This is a genomic window from Goekera deserti, from assembly GCF_010685995.1.
Taxonomy (GTDB): Bacteria; Actinomycetota; Actinomycetes; order Mycobacteriales; family Geodermatophilaceae; genus Goekera; species Goekera deserti.
The window spans coordinates 385,668-400,825 of the sequence record NZ_JAAGWK010000009.1; the positions used below are offsets into that span (position 1 = coordinate 385,668).

18 protein-coding genes and 1 tRNA gene are annotated in these 15,158 nt (G+C 75.4%); 13 read left to right on the forward strand and 6 right to left on the reverse strand.

Annotation, left to right across the window (positions count from 1 at the left end; all coding sequences use genetic code 11):
- Positions 1-41: 41 nt before the first annotated feature.
- Both G1H19_RS06195 and G1H19_RS06200 read right to left on the reverse strand, forming a co-directional pair.
- Positions 42-527, reverse strand: a complete 486-nt coding sequence (locus G1H19_RS06195; protein WP_162392600.1) for a pirin family protein — start codon at positions 525-527, stop codon at positions 42-44.
- Complete coding sequence (locus tag G1H19_RS06200) at positions 524-1,264, reverse strand: phosphatase PAP2 family protein (protein ID WP_174278017.1); 741 nt, start codon at positions 1,262-1,264, stop codon at positions 524-526. Before G1H19_RS06200 ends, G1H19_RS06195 begins: the two co-directional genes overlap by 4 nt.
- Positions 1,265-1,308: 44 nt before the next feature.
- Here G1H19_RS06200 and G1H19_RS06205 point away from each other — a divergent pair, with 44 nt between their 5' ends.
- The 6 genes from G1H19_RS06205 to G1H19_RS06230 all read left to right on the forward strand — a co-directional run bounded on the left by G1H19_RS06205 (position 1,309) and on the right by G1H19_RS06230 (position 8,094).
- Entirely contained in the window at positions 1,309-2,478 is a 1,170-nt protein-coding gene (locus tag G1H19_RS06205; RefSeq protein ID WP_235928018.1) for a PucR family transcriptional regulator, read from the forward strand.
- A gap of 162 nt (positions 2,479-2,640) precedes the next feature.
- Entirely contained in the window at positions 2,641-3,852 is a 1,212-nt protein-coding gene (locus tag G1H19_RS06210) for an acyltransferase domain-containing protein (RefSeq protein WP_162392601.1), read from the forward strand.
- Positions 3,853-3,889: 37 nt separating this feature from the next.
- Positions 3,890-4,858, forward strand: coding sequence for a beta-ketoacyl-ACP synthase III (locus tag G1H19_RS06215; protein ID WP_174278018.1), 969 nt, complete (start codon positions 3,890-3,892; stop codon positions 4,856-4,858).
- Between the two features lie 80 nt (positions 4,859-4,938).
- The gene (locus G1H19_RS23840; RefSeq protein WP_162392602.1) at positions 4,939-5,181 is read left to right on the forward strand and encodes an acyl carrier protein; all 243 of its coding nucleotides are present in this window, start codon (positions 4,939-4,941) and stop codon (positions 5,179-5,181) included.
- A gap of 169 nt (positions 5,182-5,350) precedes the next feature.
- Positions 5,351-6,592 (forward strand): beta-ketoacyl-[acyl-carrier-protein] synthase family protein, encoded by a 1,242-nt coding sequence (locus G1H19_RS06225; protein WP_152728525.1) that lies wholly within the window; start codon positions 5,351-5,353, stop codon positions 6,590-6,592.
- Positions 6,593-6,681: 89 nt separating this feature from the next.
- A complete protein-coding gene (locus tag G1H19_RS06230; protein ID WP_162392603.1) occupies positions 6,682-8,094 on the forward strand; it encodes an acyl-CoA carboxylase subunit beta in 1,413 nt (470 codons plus the stop codon).
- Positions 8,095-8,335: 241 nt separating this feature from the next.
- Here G1H19_RS06230 and G1H19_RS06235 read toward each other — a convergent pair whose 3' ends face one another.
- Positions 8,336-8,803 carry a DUF3145 domain-containing protein gene (locus tag G1H19_RS06235; RefSeq protein ID WP_235928019.1) on the reverse strand — a complete coding sequence of 156 codons (468 nt, stop codon included), beginning with the start codon at positions 8,801-8,803 and terminating at the stop codon, positions 8,336-8,338.
- A 405-nt stretch (positions 8,804-9,208) separates the two neighbouring features.
- On the opposite strand from G1H19_RS06235, the gene G1H19_RS06240 reads away from it, so the two are divergent.
- The 6 genes from G1H19_RS06240 to G1H19_RS06265 all read left to right on the forward strand — a co-directional run bounded on the left by G1H19_RS06240 (position 9,209) and on the right by G1H19_RS06265 (position 12,369).
- A complete protein-coding gene (locus tag G1H19_RS06240) occupies positions 9,209-9,457 on the forward strand; it encodes a hypothetical protein (protein WP_152728519.1) in 249 nt (82 codons plus the stop codon).
- Between the two features lie 83 nt (positions 9,458-9,540).
- Positions 9,541-10,110, forward strand: a complete 570-nt coding sequence (locus tag G1H19_RS06245; protein ID WP_152728517.1) for a hypothetical protein — start codon at positions 9,541-9,543, stop codon at positions 10,108-10,110.
- A 33-nt stretch (positions 10,111-10,143) separates the two neighbouring features.
- Positions 10,144-10,217: transfer RNA gene (locus G1H19_RS06250), tRNA-Ile, on the forward strand.
- Positions 10,218-10,253: 36 nt separating this feature from the next.
- Complete coding sequence (locus G1H19_RS06255) at positions 10,254-10,934, forward strand: hypothetical protein (RefSeq protein ID WP_202925884.1); 681 nt, start codon at positions 10,254-10,256, stop codon at positions 10,932-10,934.
- 50 nt (positions 10,935-10,984) lie between these two features.
- Entirely contained in the window at positions 10,985-12,079 is a 1,095-nt protein-coding gene (locus G1H19_RS06260) for a WD40/YVTN/BNR-like repeat-containing protein (protein ID WP_174278019.1), read from the forward strand.
- Complete coding sequence (locus tag G1H19_RS06265) at positions 12,076-12,369, forward strand: ubiquitin-like small modifier protein 1 (protein WP_162392606.1); 294 nt, start codon at positions 12,076-12,078, stop codon at positions 12,367-12,369. The genes G1H19_RS06260 and G1H19_RS06265 overlap by 4 nt, the downstream gene beginning before the upstream one ends.
- Positions 12,370-12,373: 4 nt before the next feature.
- On the opposite strand, the gene G1H19_RS06270 is transcribed toward G1H19_RS06265, so the two are convergent.
- The 3 genes from G1H19_RS06270 to G1H19_RS06280 all read right to left on the reverse strand — a co-directional run bounded on the left by G1H19_RS06270 (position 12,374) and on the right by G1H19_RS06280 (position 14,573).
- Positions 12,374-13,480 carry a glycerate kinase gene (locus G1H19_RS06270; RefSeq protein ID WP_152728513.1) on the reverse strand — a complete coding sequence of 369 codons (1,107 nt, stop codon included), beginning with the start codon at positions 13,478-13,480 and terminating at the stop codon, positions 12,374-12,376.
- Positions 13,481-13,526: 46 nt separating this feature from the next.
- On the reverse strand, positions 13,527-14,156 hold the full coding sequence (locus tag G1H19_RS06275; protein WP_152728511.1) for an ATP-dependent Clp protease proteolytic subunit: 630 nt from the start codon (positions 14,154-14,156) through the stop codon (positions 13,527-13,529).
- Positions 14,157-14,321: 165 nt separating this feature from the next.
- Positions 14,322-14,573 carry a hypothetical protein gene (locus G1H19_RS06280; RefSeq protein ID WP_162392607.1) on the reverse strand — a complete coding sequence of 84 codons (252 nt, stop codon included), beginning with the start codon at positions 14,571-14,573 and terminating at the stop codon, positions 14,322-14,324.
- Between the two features lie 125 nt (positions 14,574-14,698).
- On the opposite strand from G1H19_RS06280, the gene G1H19_RS06285 reads away from it, so the two are divergent.
- Entirely contained in the window at positions 14,699-15,004 is a 306-nt protein-coding gene (locus G1H19_RS06285) for a hypothetical protein (RefSeq protein ID WP_162392608.1), read from the forward strand.
- Positions 15,005-15,158 lie beyond the last annotated feature (154 nt).

The window sequence follows — 15,158 nt, forward strand, 5'->3', positions numbered from 1 at the left end:
CAGTGCTCAACACCCGGCGCCCGATGCCCACCCCGGGACGGTCAGCACGCCCACGAGGGGCGTGCCGGGTCGAGCTGCCAGACCAGCGCGCGGCCCGGGCCGGCCGGCACCAGCACCCCGCCCGGCGCGTCCGCCGCCGGGCCCAGCCAGAGCCGGGCGTCGTCCCGGTCGAGGTCGACCCAGCCGGACGGCGCGGCGCGCACCTCGTGCGCCGGCGGACGTCCGGCGGCCGCCGCTCGCAGGTACGTCTGCACCACCAGCGCACCGTCCGGGCCGGCCACCTCGTCGTGCTCCAGGCCGGTCCCGGCGCGCAGCACGCCGACGTCGCCGGCACGCAGCTCCGCGCCCCCGGACCAGGCGTGGGTCAGCCCGCCGGCCAGCACCACCGCCACCACGTCGACGTCGCGGTGGGCGTGCCGGCCGTAGCCGGCACCGGGCGCCAGACTGTCCTCGGTGACCCGCAGCAGCGGGCCGAGCGAGCCGTCGGCGACCTCGTGCAGCACCCGGGACACCAGCCCCGCGGTCACCGGGCCCGCCCACCCGGCAGCGGCGCAGGTCCACCCGCCCGCGGGGCGGGCCCACCCGGCAGCGGCGTCCGCCCGCCCGGCAGGGTGCCCGCGACGGCGGCGGTGAGCAGCGCCCACGCCGTCCCGAGCGCGAGGCCCGCCACCACGTCGGACAGGTAGTGCACCCCCAGCCACATCCGGGTGGCGGCGACCAGCACCGCCAGCGCGACGCCGGCGGCGAGCGCCGGCCGGCGGGCGGCCGGGGACAGCCGCGGCCACGCCAGCACCAGGACGACGACGACCAGCGTGGCGATCCCGGAGGAGTGCCCGCTGGGGAAGCTGAACGAGTCGTAACGGTCCCCGCCCCGCAGGAAGTCCGGGCGGACCCGGCCGACCGCCTCCTTGCCCACGGCGGTGAGCGGCCCGACCAGCGTGCCGGCCACGGCCACCCACAGCGCCGCCACCCGCGCCGCGCGCAGCAGCAGCCAGACCACGACCGGCAGCAGCACCAGCGCCCGGATCGCGGTCAGGCCGGGTGCCGTCAGCACCTCCAGCACCACGGAGTGCAGGTGCGAGCGGTCGTCCCCGGCGTAGGCGGCGAGGCTCAGCGACCGGTCCAGGCGGGCCAGCGGCGCCCACCCGGTGGCCACGGCGAGGGTCAGCAGGGCCAGCACGAGCAGTGCGACGCCGGTCGCCGCCACCGCCGGGGCGGGGGCGGCGCGGCCGCGCGTCGTCGTCGACGACGGGGAGGAGGTCACCGCTCCACTCTCCCTGCCGCCCGCTGTCGTGACACGCTGGCCGGGTGATCACCCAGCCGCCGACCGAGGCGACGCTGCGCCGGCTGGAGCGCGCGTCGGGTTCGCTGGCGACCCGCGCGGTGAGCCGGATGGACGAGGAGCTCAGCTGGTTCCGGGCCATGCCGGCCGACCAGCGCTCCTGGGTGACGCTGGTGGTGCAGGCCGGCGTCGCCTCGCTGGTGGAGTGGTGCCGCGAGCCGGGCCGGCCGCCCCGGCTGACCGGTGAGGTGTTCGGCGCCGCCCCCCGGGACCTGGTGCGCGTCGTGCGGCTCAAGCAGACCGTCGACCTGATCACCGTCGCCGTCGACGTCGTCGAGTCCCACGTGGAGAGCCTGGCCGAGCCCGGCGACGCCGAGGCGCTGCGGCTGGCGGTGCTGCACTTCAGCCGGGAGGTCGCCTTCGCCAGCGCCCGGGTCTACGCGACGTTCGCCGAGGAGCGGGGCGCGTGGGACGCCCGGCTGGAGGCCCTGGTGCTGGACGCGCTGGTGCGCGGCGAGCGGGACGACGAGCTGCCCGGTCGCGCCGCGGCCCTGGGCTGGGGCGGGGTGAGCCCGGTGGTGGTGGTCGTCGGCGCCACCCCGGAGGGCCCCGGCGACCTGCACCAGTCGGTGACCCGGGCGGCCCGGGCCCTGCGCTGCGAGGTGCTGCTCGGGGTGCACGCCGAGCAGCTGGTGGTGGTGCTGGGCGGCGTGCAGGACCTCGAGGTGGCCACCGCGCGGATCGCGGTCGAGTTCGGCCCCGGGCCGGTGGTCACCGGGCCCGCCGTGGAGGACCTCTCCCGCGCCGGGGACTCCGCGACCGCGGCGCTGGCGGGTCTGCGGGCCGCACCCGCCTGGCCCGGGGTGCCGCGGCCGGTCGGCACCGACGAGCTGCTGCCCGAACGCGCCCTGGACGGCGACCCGCTCGCCCGGACCACGCTGTCCGAGCGGGTGGCCCTGCCGCTGCAGGCCGCCGGCGGCGAGGTGCTGGAGACGGTGCAGACGGTGCTGGCCAACGGGGGCAACCTGGAGGCCAGCGCCCGGGCGCTGTTCGTGCACCCCAACACGGTGCGGTACCGGCTCAAACGGGCCGCCGAGCTCACCGGCTGCTCGCTGACCGACCCGCGCGGCAGCTGGACCCTGCAGGTGGCGCTCGCCCTCACCCACCTGGGCGGTGAGCGCTCGCTCTGGCACTGAGTGGCACCGGGATCTGTGCCCGGGCTGTGGCGACCACCACCAACACGCCGCATGGAGGCGAGTTGCCGGCGTCTCGTTTGGAGGGATCCTCCAAAGGACCGCCCCGGTCTTTCGTCCCAGACGCCACCCCGGGGGCGACCGGGTACTGGCACGGTTGGACCCGTGCTGGCCATCCTCGCTCCCGGACAGGGCGCCCAGAAGCCCGGGATGCTGACCGAGTGGCTCGAGCTCCCCGGAGCCGAGTCGTTCTTCCGCTGGGCGGGTGCCTTCGCCGGCGCCGACCTGGTCGAGCTGGGCACCACCGGGGACGCCGAGGCGATCACCGACACCGCGGTCACCCAGCCGCTGGTGGTCGCGATGTCGCTGTTCGTGGCCCGCGAGCTGGGCGGGCTGCCCGGCCGCACGCCGCACACCCCGCAGACCGGCCGCGACGTCGTCATCGCCGGGCACAGCGTGGGCGAGCTGACCGCCGCCGCGCTGGCCGGGGTGCTGTCGGTGGAGGCCGCGATCGCGCTGGCCTCGGTACGCGGGCGGGCGATGGCCGAGGCCTGCGCGCAGACCCCCACCGGCATGTCCGCGGTGCTGGGCGGCGACCCGGACGAGGTGCTGGCCGCGATCGAGTCGCGCGGGCTGGTGCCGGCCAACCGCAACGGCGGCGGCCAGGTGGTCGCGGCGGGCTCCACCGAGGCCCTGGCCGCACTCAGGGCCGACCCGCCGGCCAAGGCGCGGGTCATGCCGCTGCCCGTGGCCGGGGCGTTCCACACCCCCTACATGGCCTCGGCCCGCGAGCACCTGGAGGGCCTCGCCGGCGGCCTGCGCCCGGAGGACCCGAGCCGCCTGCTGCTGTCCAACGCCGACGGCGCCGCGGTCGACTCGGGCGCCACCGCGCTGGCCCGGCTGGTCAGCCAGGTCACCAGCCCCGTCCGCTTCGACGCCTGCCTGGACACCATGCGCGGGCTCGGCGTGAGCGCCGTCATCGAGCTGCCCCCGGCAGGCGCGCTGGTGGGTCTGGCCAAGCGGCACTGGAAGGGCACCGCCGGCGGCGACGTCGAGCACCTGGCACTGACCGGCCCCGCCGACCTGGACCGGGCCCGCGAGCTGATCGCCGCCGAGCGCGGCCGCGCGGAGGCCGAGCACCTGCCCGACTGGCGGGTGGTGGTCTCCCCGGTGCGCGGCACCGTCCGGCCGGCCGACGTCGCCGAGGGCACCCGGCTGCCGGCCGGCACCCCGCTGGGCTGCGTGAGCAGCCGCCGGGAGGAGGTCAACGTCTCTGCCGGCTACGACGGCGTGCTCGCCGAGTGGCTCGTGCAGGACGGCGACCTGGTCGACGCCGGGGACCCGCTGGCCCGTCTCTACCCGGAGGAGTCCGCATGAGCGCCCACGACCACGCCCACCACCCGGGAGCACCGCGATGACCGGCCTGCAGACGACCACCGGCTCCCCGGCCGCCCGGATCAGCGGCTTCGGCAGCTACCGGCCCCGCCGCCGGGTGACCAACGACGACCTCGCCGCCACCATGGACACCAGCGACGACTGGATCCAGTCCCGGGTCGGCATCGCCGAGCGCCGGTGGGCGGGCCCCGACGAGTCCCTGGTCGACATGTCGGTCGCCGCCGGCGGCAAGGCACTGGCGGCCAGCGGCCTCGACGCCGCCGACATCGACCTCGTCGTGCTCGCCACCACCACCCCGCCGACGGCCATCCCGGGGCTGGCCGCACGCATCGCCCACGAGCTCGGCGTCCCCCGCCCGGGTGCCTTCGACCTCAACGCCGGCTGCGCCGGGTGGTGCTACGCGCTGAGCTCGGCCGCCGACGCGATCCGCACCGGCTCGGCACGCAACGCCCTGGTGATCGGCGGGGAGAAGCTGACCGACCACATCGACCTCACCGACCGCGGGACGGCCGTGATCTTCGCCGACGGCGCGGGCGCCGCCGTCGTCACCGGTGCCGAGACCCCCGGCATCGGGCCGGTCGTGTGGGGCAGCGACGGTGACCTGCACGCCGCCATCGCGATCCCGGAGGGCGAGCGGGTGATGAGCATGGCCGGCCAGTCCGTGTACCGCTGGGCCACGACCAAGCTCACCGCCACGCTGGCCGAGGCGATGGACCGCGCCGGCGTGACACCCCAGGACATCGACGTGTTCGCCCCCCACCAGGCCAACCTGCGCATCATCGAGCTGATGGCCAAGCGGCTCGGCCTGCCGGAGAGCACCGTCATCGCGCGCGACATCGTCCGGTCCGGCAACACGTCCTCGGCATCGGTCCCGCTGGCGCTCGACGCCCTGCTGGAGAGCGGTGAGGCCCGCAGCGGCGACACCGCCCTGCTGCTGGGCTACGGCGCCGGGCTGACCTTCGCCGGCCAGGTCGTCGTCCTGCCCTGACCGGCCCTCCAGTCTTCCGGGACACCGCGTCCCGGAGCCCGCGGCACCCGCCGCACGTACCCACAGAGAGAGGACCCTGCGTGAGCACTCGCGACGAGATCCAGGCCGGCCTTGCAGAGATCCTGGAAGAGGTCGCCGGGGTCACCCCTGCCGACGCCACCCCGGAGAAGTCCTTCACCGACGACCTCGACGTCGATTCGCTGTCCATGGTGGAGATCGCCACCGCCGTCGAGGACAAGTTCGGCGTCGCCATCCCCGACGACGAACTCGGCGGCATCAAGACCGTCGGCGACGCGATCAGCTTCATCGAGAAGAACCAGTAGAAGGACACCGTCGCCCCCCGGGCCACGCTCCGCGCGGCCCGGGACCCTGCGACGGGGCCGTTCCAGCCCCTCACCGCCCCCCAGACCACGCTCCGCGCGGCCCGGGACCCTGCGACGGGGCCGTTCCATCGCCTCACGCCGTCCGGCCAGCACCTCCAGGAGGAAGAACATGAGCACGTCGTCGACCGACGTCGTCGTCACCGGCCTCGGGGCCACCACGCCGCTCGGCGGTGACGTCGCCTCCACCTGGGACGCGCTGCTGGCCGGACGGTCGGGGGTCAGCCGCATCACCGACGACTGGGTGCAGGAGTTCCCCGCCCAGCTCGTCGCCCGCCTCGCCGTCGACCCGGCCGACCAGATCGACCGGGTCCGGGCCCGCCGGCTGGACCGCAGCCAGCAGGTCGCCGTCGTCGCCGCCGAGGAGGCCTGGCGCGACGCCAAGGGCGCCGAGTCCGGCGTCGACCCGCTGCGGATCGCCGTGGTCATCGGCACCGGCATCGGCGGTGCGCTCACCCTGCTCGGGCAGGACGACGTGCTGGAGGCCAAGGGCCCCAAGCGCGTCTCCCCCTTCACCATCCCCATGCTCATGCCCAACGGCCCGGCCGCGGCCGTGGGTCTCGCGGTCGGCGCCCAGGGCGGCGTGCACGCACCGGTCAGCGCCTGCGCCTCCGGTGCCGAGGCGATCCGCTGGGGCCTGGACCTGCTGCGCTTCGACCGCGCCGACATCGTGATCGTCGGCGGCACCGAGGCCTGCGTGCACCCGCTGCCGATGGCCGGTTTCGCCGCCATGCGCGCGATGAGCACCCGCAACGACGAGCCGCACCGGGCCTCCCGGCCCTTCGACAAGGGCCGCGACGGCTTCGTGCTCGGCGAGGGCGCCGCCTGCCTGGTCCTCGAGCGCGGCGACGCCGCCCGCGCCCGCGGGGCGCGCATCCACGCCCGGCTCGCCGGCGCCGGTGCCACCTCCGACGGCTACGACCTGGTCGCCCCGCACCCCGAGGGCGAGGGCGCCGGCCGGGCGATCACCGCCGCCATCCGGGACGCCGGCCTGACCGCCGCCGACATCGGCCACGTCAACGCGCACGCCACCTCCACCCCGGTGGGCGACACCGCCGAGGCCGCCGCCATCCTCGGCGCGGTCGGCGACCACACCCTGGTGACGGCGACGAAGAGCCAGACCGGGCACCTGCTGGGCGCCGCCGGTGCGCTGGAGTCGGTGTTCACGATCCTGGCGCTGCGCGAGCAGGTCGTGCCGGCCACCGCCAACCTCGACGACCCGGACGACGACGCCGCCGTCCAGGCGCTGGACATCGTCCGCCGCGAGGCGCGGCGCACCCCGCTCACCGCGGCCCTGAACGACTCGTTCGGGTTCGGCGGGCACAACATGGCCCTGGTCTTCACCACCGCCTGAAAGAGGACCCCCTTGCCCCCCCACACCTCGCAAGCTCGGCGCGGGGCCCCTGCAAGGAGGCCGTTCCAGCCACTCACCCGGAGGCATTCGTGACGACCGTGCACGCCGCGCCCGCTCCCCCCGCCGTCGACCCGCGTGACCCGGAAGCCCGGCTCGCCGCCTTCTTCGACCCGGGGTCGCTGCGCACGCTCGCCTCCCGGGACACCAGCGGGGTGCTGGCCGGGCGGGGGACGGTGCACGGGTCGCCGGCGATCGCCTACTGCACCGACGCCACCGTCATGGGCGGGGCGATGGGGCTGGCCGGCTGCCGGCACATCGTCGACGCCATCGACGCCGCGCTGCGCGAGCGGGTGCCCGTGGTCGGCATCTGGCACTCCGGTGGCGCCCGGCTGGCCGAGGGCGTGGAGGCGCTGCACGCCGTCGGCGAGGTCTTCGCCGCCATGGTGCGCGCCTCCGGGCGCATCCCCCAGGTGTCGGTGGTGCTCGGCCCGGCCGCCGGTGGAGCCGCCTACGGTCCGGCGCTGACCGACCTGGTCGTGATGGGCCCGCTGGGCCGGGTGTTCGTCACCGGACCCGACGTCGTCCGCTCGGTCACCGGGGAGGACGTCGACATGGAGAGCCTCGGCGGGCCGGACACGCACGGGCGCCGCTCCGGGGTGGTGCACGTGGTCACCGACTCCGAGCAGGCCGCGCTGGACACCGCGCGGCAGGCCGTCGACCTGCTGGCCGCGCAGGGCACCTTCTCCCCCGCCGAGCACGAGCCGGACGTCGACCTGCGGGCCCTGCTGCCGGAGAACCCGAAGCGCGCCTACGACGTCAAGCCGCTGGTCGCCGCCGTCCTGGACGGCCCGATGCTGGAGCTGCACGCGCGGTGGGCCCCCAACGTGGTGACCGTGCTGGGCCGGCTGGCCGGACGCACCGTCGGGGTCGTGGCCAACAACCCGCTGCGCCTGGGTGGCTGCCTGGACTCCATCTCGGCGGAGAAGGCGGCCCGCTTCGTGCGGATGTGCGACGCCTTCGGGATCCCGCTGGTCGTGCTGGTGGACGTGCCCGGCTACCTGCCCGGAGTGGGCCAGGAGTGGGACGGCGTGGTGCGCCGGGGGGCCAAGCTGCTGCACGCCTTCGCCGAGGCGGTGGTGCCGCGGGTGACGCTGGTGACCCGGAAGTCCTACGGCGGCGCCTACATCGCCATGAACGCCCGCTCCCTGGGGGCGACGAGCGTGTTCGCCTGGCCCGGCGCCGAGGTCGCCGTCATGGGCGCCAAGGCGGCGGTGGGCATCCTGCACCGCAAGAAGCTCGCCGCGGCACTGCCCGGTGAGCGCGAGGCGTTGCACGCCCAGCTGGCCGCGGAGCACGAGCGGATCGCCGGCGGTGTGGCCCGGGCGCAGGAGATCGGCGTGGTCGACGAGGTCGTCGCGCCGGAGCAGACCAGGCGCCGCCTGGTCGCCGCCCTGGCCTCGGCCCCGCCCGGACGCGGAGCGCACGGCAACATCCCGCTGTGACGGCCGGCGCCTCCCCGCGGGGAGGCACCGCAGGCGGACGTCGAGGGGCCCGGGACACGTGTCCCGGGCCCCTCGGCGTCCGTGTGCCCGACACGTCCGTGTGCACGACACAGTGGCCCGGCACCTTCCCCGGGTGCCGGGCCACTGCGTGCTCGGGTCGGTGACCCCCACCGGGGGTCACCGATGACCTTCCTCGCCGTCGGCCGCCAGGGTGGTGGACGCACGAGGGAGGACGGGTGGTTCAGACGACCTGGTGCAGCCAGGTGATCGGGCTGCTGTCGCCGGCGTGCCGGTAGACCTCGAGGTCGGCGTCCCAGGGTGCGCCGAGGAGCTCGTCGACACCGTGGCGGAACGCCTCCACCGAGGTCGCGGTCGCGGCGAGGTGCCGCAACTGCTGCTCGGTGATGATGAGGTCACCGTTGGCGCTCATGGGTGCACGGAACACTCCGTGACCCGGGACGTACGCCATCCGCTCTCCGTCGTTGCCGTGGCTGGCCTCCTCGGTCACCTCGAAGCGCAGCATGGGCCACTGCCGGAGAGCAGCGACGAGCCGGCTCCCGGTGCCGGTCCCGCCCGTCCAGGCGATCTCAGCACGGTAGGAACCGTGAGCCGCGGGCTGGTCAGCCCACGTCAAGGACACCGGCGCGCCGACGACGCGTTCGAGCGCCCATTCGACATGCTGGCAGAGCGCCTTCGGGCACGCGTGCACGAAGACGACACCCTGGGTTGAACGTCGTGACACGGGGCACCTCCATCGACTCGACTGATCTCGTCTTCCCCAACGGATCGGTGTCGCGATGCAGTGGACTCGTGAACGACAACTCAGGAGCTTGCCGGTTCAGTGTGCCCGACGGACACCCATTTACGCCAGTGGGCCTGTGGCCGCTGCGCCCGCTGGGAACAGAGTGGTGGAAATCGTGAGCGCTCACCTCCCCGGCGAGCAGGAACTGCACCGGATCCGCCCCGGGGCCAGCTGGTTCCGTTGTCAGCTCGGCTTCCGCACCACCACGGCCCGGCAGTTCTGGTGGGACGGGCGGGGCTGTTGGGGAACGACACGGGACACGATCCATCCAGTGACGCATCGTTGCCGCGTGCTCACAGCATGCTGGGGCCCATGACGACTGCCTTCCGCTACCGGACCGCCCACGCGGTGATGATGGTCGGCTCGGTCAGCGCGCCGGGCGGCCTGACCCCGCGACGCATCGGCCCTGCGCACGCCACCATCACCCGCGTCACCAACGGCGGTGGCAAGAAGTCCCTCTGCGGCGCCTACGTGGCCGAGGACGACGACACGACCTGGCCGCCGGAGTTCGAGGACCCGAACGGCATCTGCCACGAGTGCGAGCTGCTCGCCGACCTCTGACCGCCCCACCCACAGCGTGCCCCACCCACCCGCCGGAGCCCGACGGGTGGGTGGCCGGCGTCCGGGGCGGGTAGACCTGCCGCATGAGCGGCAAGTCGGCAGCGGACTACCAGGACGACTACACCGAGCCGGAGCTGCGCGCCCGGCTCAAGGAGGAGATCAAGGCCGGGGACAGGGGCGGGCGAGCCGGGCAGTGGAGTGCCCGCAAGAGCCAGCTGCTCGCCTCCGAGTACGAGGCGCGGGGCGGCGGCTACGTGCACGAGGGCGAGCGCACCGAGGCCCAGCAGCACCTGCACACCTGGACCGAGCAGGACTGGCACACCCGGGACGGCTCGGCCGACGCCCGGGACGGCGAAGGCACCGAGCGCTACCTGCCCGACGCCGCGTGGGCACTGCTGAGCCCCGAGGAGCAGCAGGCGACCGACCGGGCCAAGAAGTCCGGCTCCGGGCAGCACGTGCCCAACACCGGTGCAGCCACCGACGCCGTGCACACCGCGGAGCTGCTCGACCTGACCGCGGCCGAGGCCACGAAGCGGGTGGCCTCGATGGACAGCACCGACCAGCTGGACCGGGCGGAGAAGGCGGAGCGCGACCTCGGCTCGGGCCGGAAGACGGTGCTGGCCGCGATCGAGCGGCGGCGCGGGCACCTCTGACGAGCGGTCTGAGAAGCTGTCGCGGCAGCACACGGGGCGGTAGCTCAGCCGGTCAGAGCATGGGACTCATAATCCCTGGGTCGTGGGTTCGAGCCCCACCCGCCCCACACCCCTCCCCTGCCCCGCGACGGGAGTCCTCGACGATGGCCCTGCGCAACCACCTGGTCGACGGCGTCTCCTGTTCCGGCAAGACGTCGGTCTGCCGGGAGCTGCAGCGGCGCGGCCTCCACGCGATCAACGGCGACACCGAGCTGGCCTACCAGGGCGACCCGGTCACCGGGCACCCGACGGAGACCGCCACGCACGACAACCACACCTGGGACGTGGCGCGCGTGGAGTCGATCGTGGCCGATCGCCGTCATCGGGCAACGTACTTCTGCGGTGGGGCGCGGAACTCCTCGCAGTTCCTCCACCTGTTCGACACGGTGTTCGTGCTGCACGTCAACGTCGCGACACTGCAGGAACGGCTGGACCGGCGGCCGGCCGACGAGTTCGGCGGGCGGCCGGCGGAACGCGACCTGGTCCTCCGGCTGCACCGGACGGGCGAGGGCTCCCGGAGGGCATCGCCGTCGATGCGACCCTGCCGCTCCAGGACGTCGTCGACGAGATCCTCCGCCTCAGCCGCCAGAGATGACGCGGCTCGGCCGCGCGACGGACTCGCCCCGCCCGGCCCGCTGCGGCAGGGTGGCGGCATGACGACGCCGACGTCCGACACCCCGCAGGACGACCCGCAGCCGCGCGACATCGCCCTGGAGCAGGAGACCCCCGAGCTGGCCGACGACCTGGAGCGGCAGAGCGAGCCCGAGGGCCCCCCGATCAGCTGACGGTGCGGGCGGGCGTCGATCCTGTCGGACCCCGGTGGTCCGATGTGGCCGTGGTCACGTCCGGCAGCACCGTCCTCGCCATCGGCACCAAGAAGGGCCTCTGGCTCGCCACCAGTCCCGACCGGGTCGGCTGGACGCTGTCCCCGCCGCACTTCCTGAACCAGGAGGTGGCCAGCGTCGCCCTGGACACCCGGGCGGGCCGCACCCGGCTGCTGGCGGGCATCCGCTCGGAGCACTGGGGCCCCACGGTGGCCCGCTCCGACGACCTGGGCGCCACCTGGAGCGACTCTGAACACGGCGCCGTCCGGTTCGGGGCCGACGACGGCGCGGTGCTGGAGCGGGTCTGGCAGCTGCACCCGGACACCGAGGACCGGCCGGGGCGGGTGTGGGCCGGCTGCGAGCCGATCTCGCTGTGGCGCTCGGACGACGGCGGCGAGCACTTCGAGCTGGTGCGCGGCCTGTGGGACCACCCGCACCGCAGCGACTGGGGTGCCGGCTACGGCGGGCCGGCCGCGCACACCGTGGTGCCGCACCCCACCGACGACGACGAGCTGCACGTGGCGATGAGCAGCGGCGGGGTCTACCGCTCGACCGACGGCGGCACCAGCTGGCGGGCCCGCAACACCGGCATCTCGGCCTACTTCCTGCCCGGCCCGGAGCCGGAGTTCGGCCAGTGCGTGCACAAGGTCGCCCGGGACGCCGTGGCCCCCACCCGGCTGTACGCCCAGAACCACCACGGCGTCTACCGCTCCGACGACGACGGCGACACCTGGGTGTCCATCGCCGACGGGCTGCCCACCGACTTCGGCTTCGTGATGCTGGCCCACCCCCGGCGCAGCGGCACGATCTGGGTGGTGCCGCTGCAGAGCGACGGCGAGCGGGTGCCGCCCGGCGGCCGGCTGGCGGTGCACCGCGGCGACGACGCCGGCGGCACCTGGACGCGGCAGGAGTCCGGCCTGCCCGAGGGCTTCTACAACGCGGTGCTGCGGGACGCCGCCACGGTCGACGCCGGCGACCCGGTGGGCGTCTACCTGGGCAGCCGCGCCGGCGACGTGTACGCCTCCGCCGACGAGGGCCGCACCTTCGCCCTGGTCGCCGACCACCTGCCCGACGTGCTCTCCGTGCGGGCGGCCGTGCTGCCGTGAGCCCCGGCGAGGTGTGCCTGCGGGTGCCCCGGTCGCTGGCGGCGCACCTGGGCGACGCCACCGAGGTACGGCTGCCGCTGCCGGCGGACGCGACCGTGCGCGGGGTGCTGGACGCGCTCACCGGTGCGCACCCGGGCCTCGACCGCCGGGTGCGCACCGAGGCCGGTGAGCTGCGCCGGCACGTCAACGTCTACGTCGACGGGGAGGACGTGCGGCGCACCGGCGGGCTGGACACCGCGGTGCCGGCGGGCGCCGAGGTCCAGGTCCTGCAGTCGATCGCGGGCGGGTGAGGAGTCAGAGCAGGGCGGGCACCGTCCGGGCAGCGAGCCGGGTCAGCAGCCGGGCAGGCTCGGCCAGGCAGACCGCGACGTCGGGCTCCACCTCGGCCAGCGCGTGGGCCGCGGTGAAGCCGGCCGACGCCAGCTGCGCCGGGTCCAGCCGCAGCACCCCGGCCAGCCCCAGGCACGGGACGCCGGCGTCCCGGGCCCGGGCGGCGACGCCGGCCGGCCCCTTGCCGTGCAGGGTCTGGGCGTCCAGCGCGCCCTCCCCGGTGACCGCCAGCGACGCACCGGCCAGCGCGTCGGCGAGCCCGACCAGCTCGCACACCAGGTCCGCCCCGGACACGACCGACGCCCCGAGCACCGCCATCGCCCCGGCCGCGGTGCCGCCCGCTCCCCCGGCGCCCGGCCGGCCGGCCACGTCGACACCGAGGTCGCGCCGCAGCACGGCCGCGTACCGGACCAGCGCGGCGTCCAGCTGCCGCACCTGGTCGGGGTCGGCGCCCTTCTGCGGTGCGAAGACGTGGGCGGCACCGTGCGGGCCGGTCAGCGGGTTGTCCACGTCGGAGGCCACCACCAGCTCGACGCCGGCGAACCGGGCGTCCAGGCCGCCGACGTCCACCCGGTCCAGCCGGGCCAGGGCCGCCCCACCGTGCGGCAGCTCGGCTCCGGTGTCGTCCAGCAGCCGGACGCCGAGGGCCTGCAGCATGCCGGCGCCACCGTCGGTGCTGGCGCTGCCGCCGATGCCCAGCACGATGCGTCGCGCCCCGGCGTCCACCGCGGCCACCAGCAGCCGCCCCACCCCGTACGTGGTCGCGGTCAGCGGTGCCGGCGGGGCCTGGGCCAGCCCGGCGGCGGTGGCGAGCTCGACCACCGCGGTGGCGCCGTCGACCGCGATCGTGGCCTGCACCGGGGCGCCGTCCGGGCCGGTCGTGGCGACCACCTGCGGGCGGTGCCCGGCCCGGACGGCGGCGGCCACCGTGCCATCGCCGCCGTCGGCGATCGGCCGCAGCAGCAACTCGGCGTCCGGCAGCACCGAGGCGATGCCGGCGGCGATGGCCCCGGCGACCCCGTCGGCGTCCAGGCTGCCCTTGAACTTGTCCGGGGCGATGACGATCCGCATGCCCGGCAGCATGCCCGGTGACGGCGTCACCCGGCGGGCAGACCTGTCAGGGACGGGAGAAGGCGTCCGGCCCGCCCGGCGCCGGGCTGCTCCCGCCGAGCACGTGGTCCACGAAGCCGTACTCGCGGGCCTGCTCGGCGGTGAAGAACCGGTCGCGCTCGGCGTCCTGGCGGATCCGCTCGACGGTCTGGCCCGAGTGGTGGGCCTGCATCTCGGTCATCCGCTGCTTCAGCGCCCGCAGCATCGCCGCCTGGATGGCGATGTCGGCCGCGGTGCCACCGACGCCGGCCGACGGCTGGTGCATCATGATCTGCGCGTTGGGCAGGGCGTACCGCTTGCCGGGGTGGCCCGCGGCGAGCAGGAACTGCCCCATCGAGGCGGCCATGCCCATGGCGTACGTGGCGACGTCGCACGGGATGAACTGCATCGTGTCGTAGACGGCCATCCCCGCGGTCACCGAGCCACCCGGTGAGTTGATGTAGAGGTGGATGTCCCGGTGTGGGTCAGCCGCGGTCAGCAGCAGCATCTGCGCGGCGAGCTGGTTGGCCACCACGTCGTCGACCTGGCTGCCCAGGAAGAGGATGCGGTCGCGCAGCAACGACTCGTAGACCGAGTCGCCCAGGCTCATCGCCGAGCCCCCGGCCGCCGCCGACGGGTGGGTGTGCGCAGTCGTCATGGTTCTCCCTCGTCCGGTCGGCGGCACCGTGCCGCACGTCGACCAGCACACCGGAATGGCGGGGGAACAGCGAGCAGAAATGGCTTCTTCAGCGCACAGCGCACATCCTGCGCTCACAGAGGAATGGTCTTGACACGACCATTCCCCACTCGGTCGTGGGGTCGGTCAGCCGGCCCGGCTGAGGGACGGCGAGGCGCTGGCCTGCCGGCACACCTGGCACGCCCGGCGCCCGATCACCACCCGCCCCCAGTCCTGCGACCCCCACACCTGCACGATCGCGCCGCACACCGCGAGCTCGATCTCCCCGTCCAGCTCACCGGGGGGCCGGTGCGCCTCGACCGCGTGCCACGGGGCGGTCTGCTCGGCGTCGGCCTTCCATCGGTCCGGTCGGGCGAACCCGACTGCGTACGTGTCCACGCCTTGATTGTGCCCGCCGTCACAGTCGCGGACCACTCGTCCCCCGCACGCGACGGCCGACCGCGACCTGACGGGACCCCGTCGGCCGCGCTAGCGTCGTGGGCGGACGTGGAGGAGGCGGACCCGTGGAACCCGTGAGCCTGCTGGTCGGAGCTGCACTGCTGGCGGTCGGCTACCTGGGCGGCCGGCTGGGCCGGCGCCGCCCGACCGCACCGGGTGCACCGCTGACGCCCATGTGCGGCTGCGCCCACCCGCTGAGCCAGCACGACCCGGGCAGCAGCACCTGCCACGCCGAGGTGCCGCGCGACGCCTACGACAAGCGCGGCCGCTGGCAGGGCCACTCCTGGGTGCGCTGCCCGTGCCGGCAGTACGTCGGGCCGCGGCCGATCGACGAGGTCTTCGCCCCCCGGGTGCTGCCCCCGGCCGACTGACACGGCCGCACCCACCCGGCCGGACCCGACCCCCGCCGGACCCCCCCGGCCGGACCGACCTCGGGCGGAGCCACCTCGGCCGGACCGACCTCGGGTGGGTCCCACCTGGGGCCGCGGACCGGCCCCGAGGGTGCCGCTGTCGGGCGGGCTAACC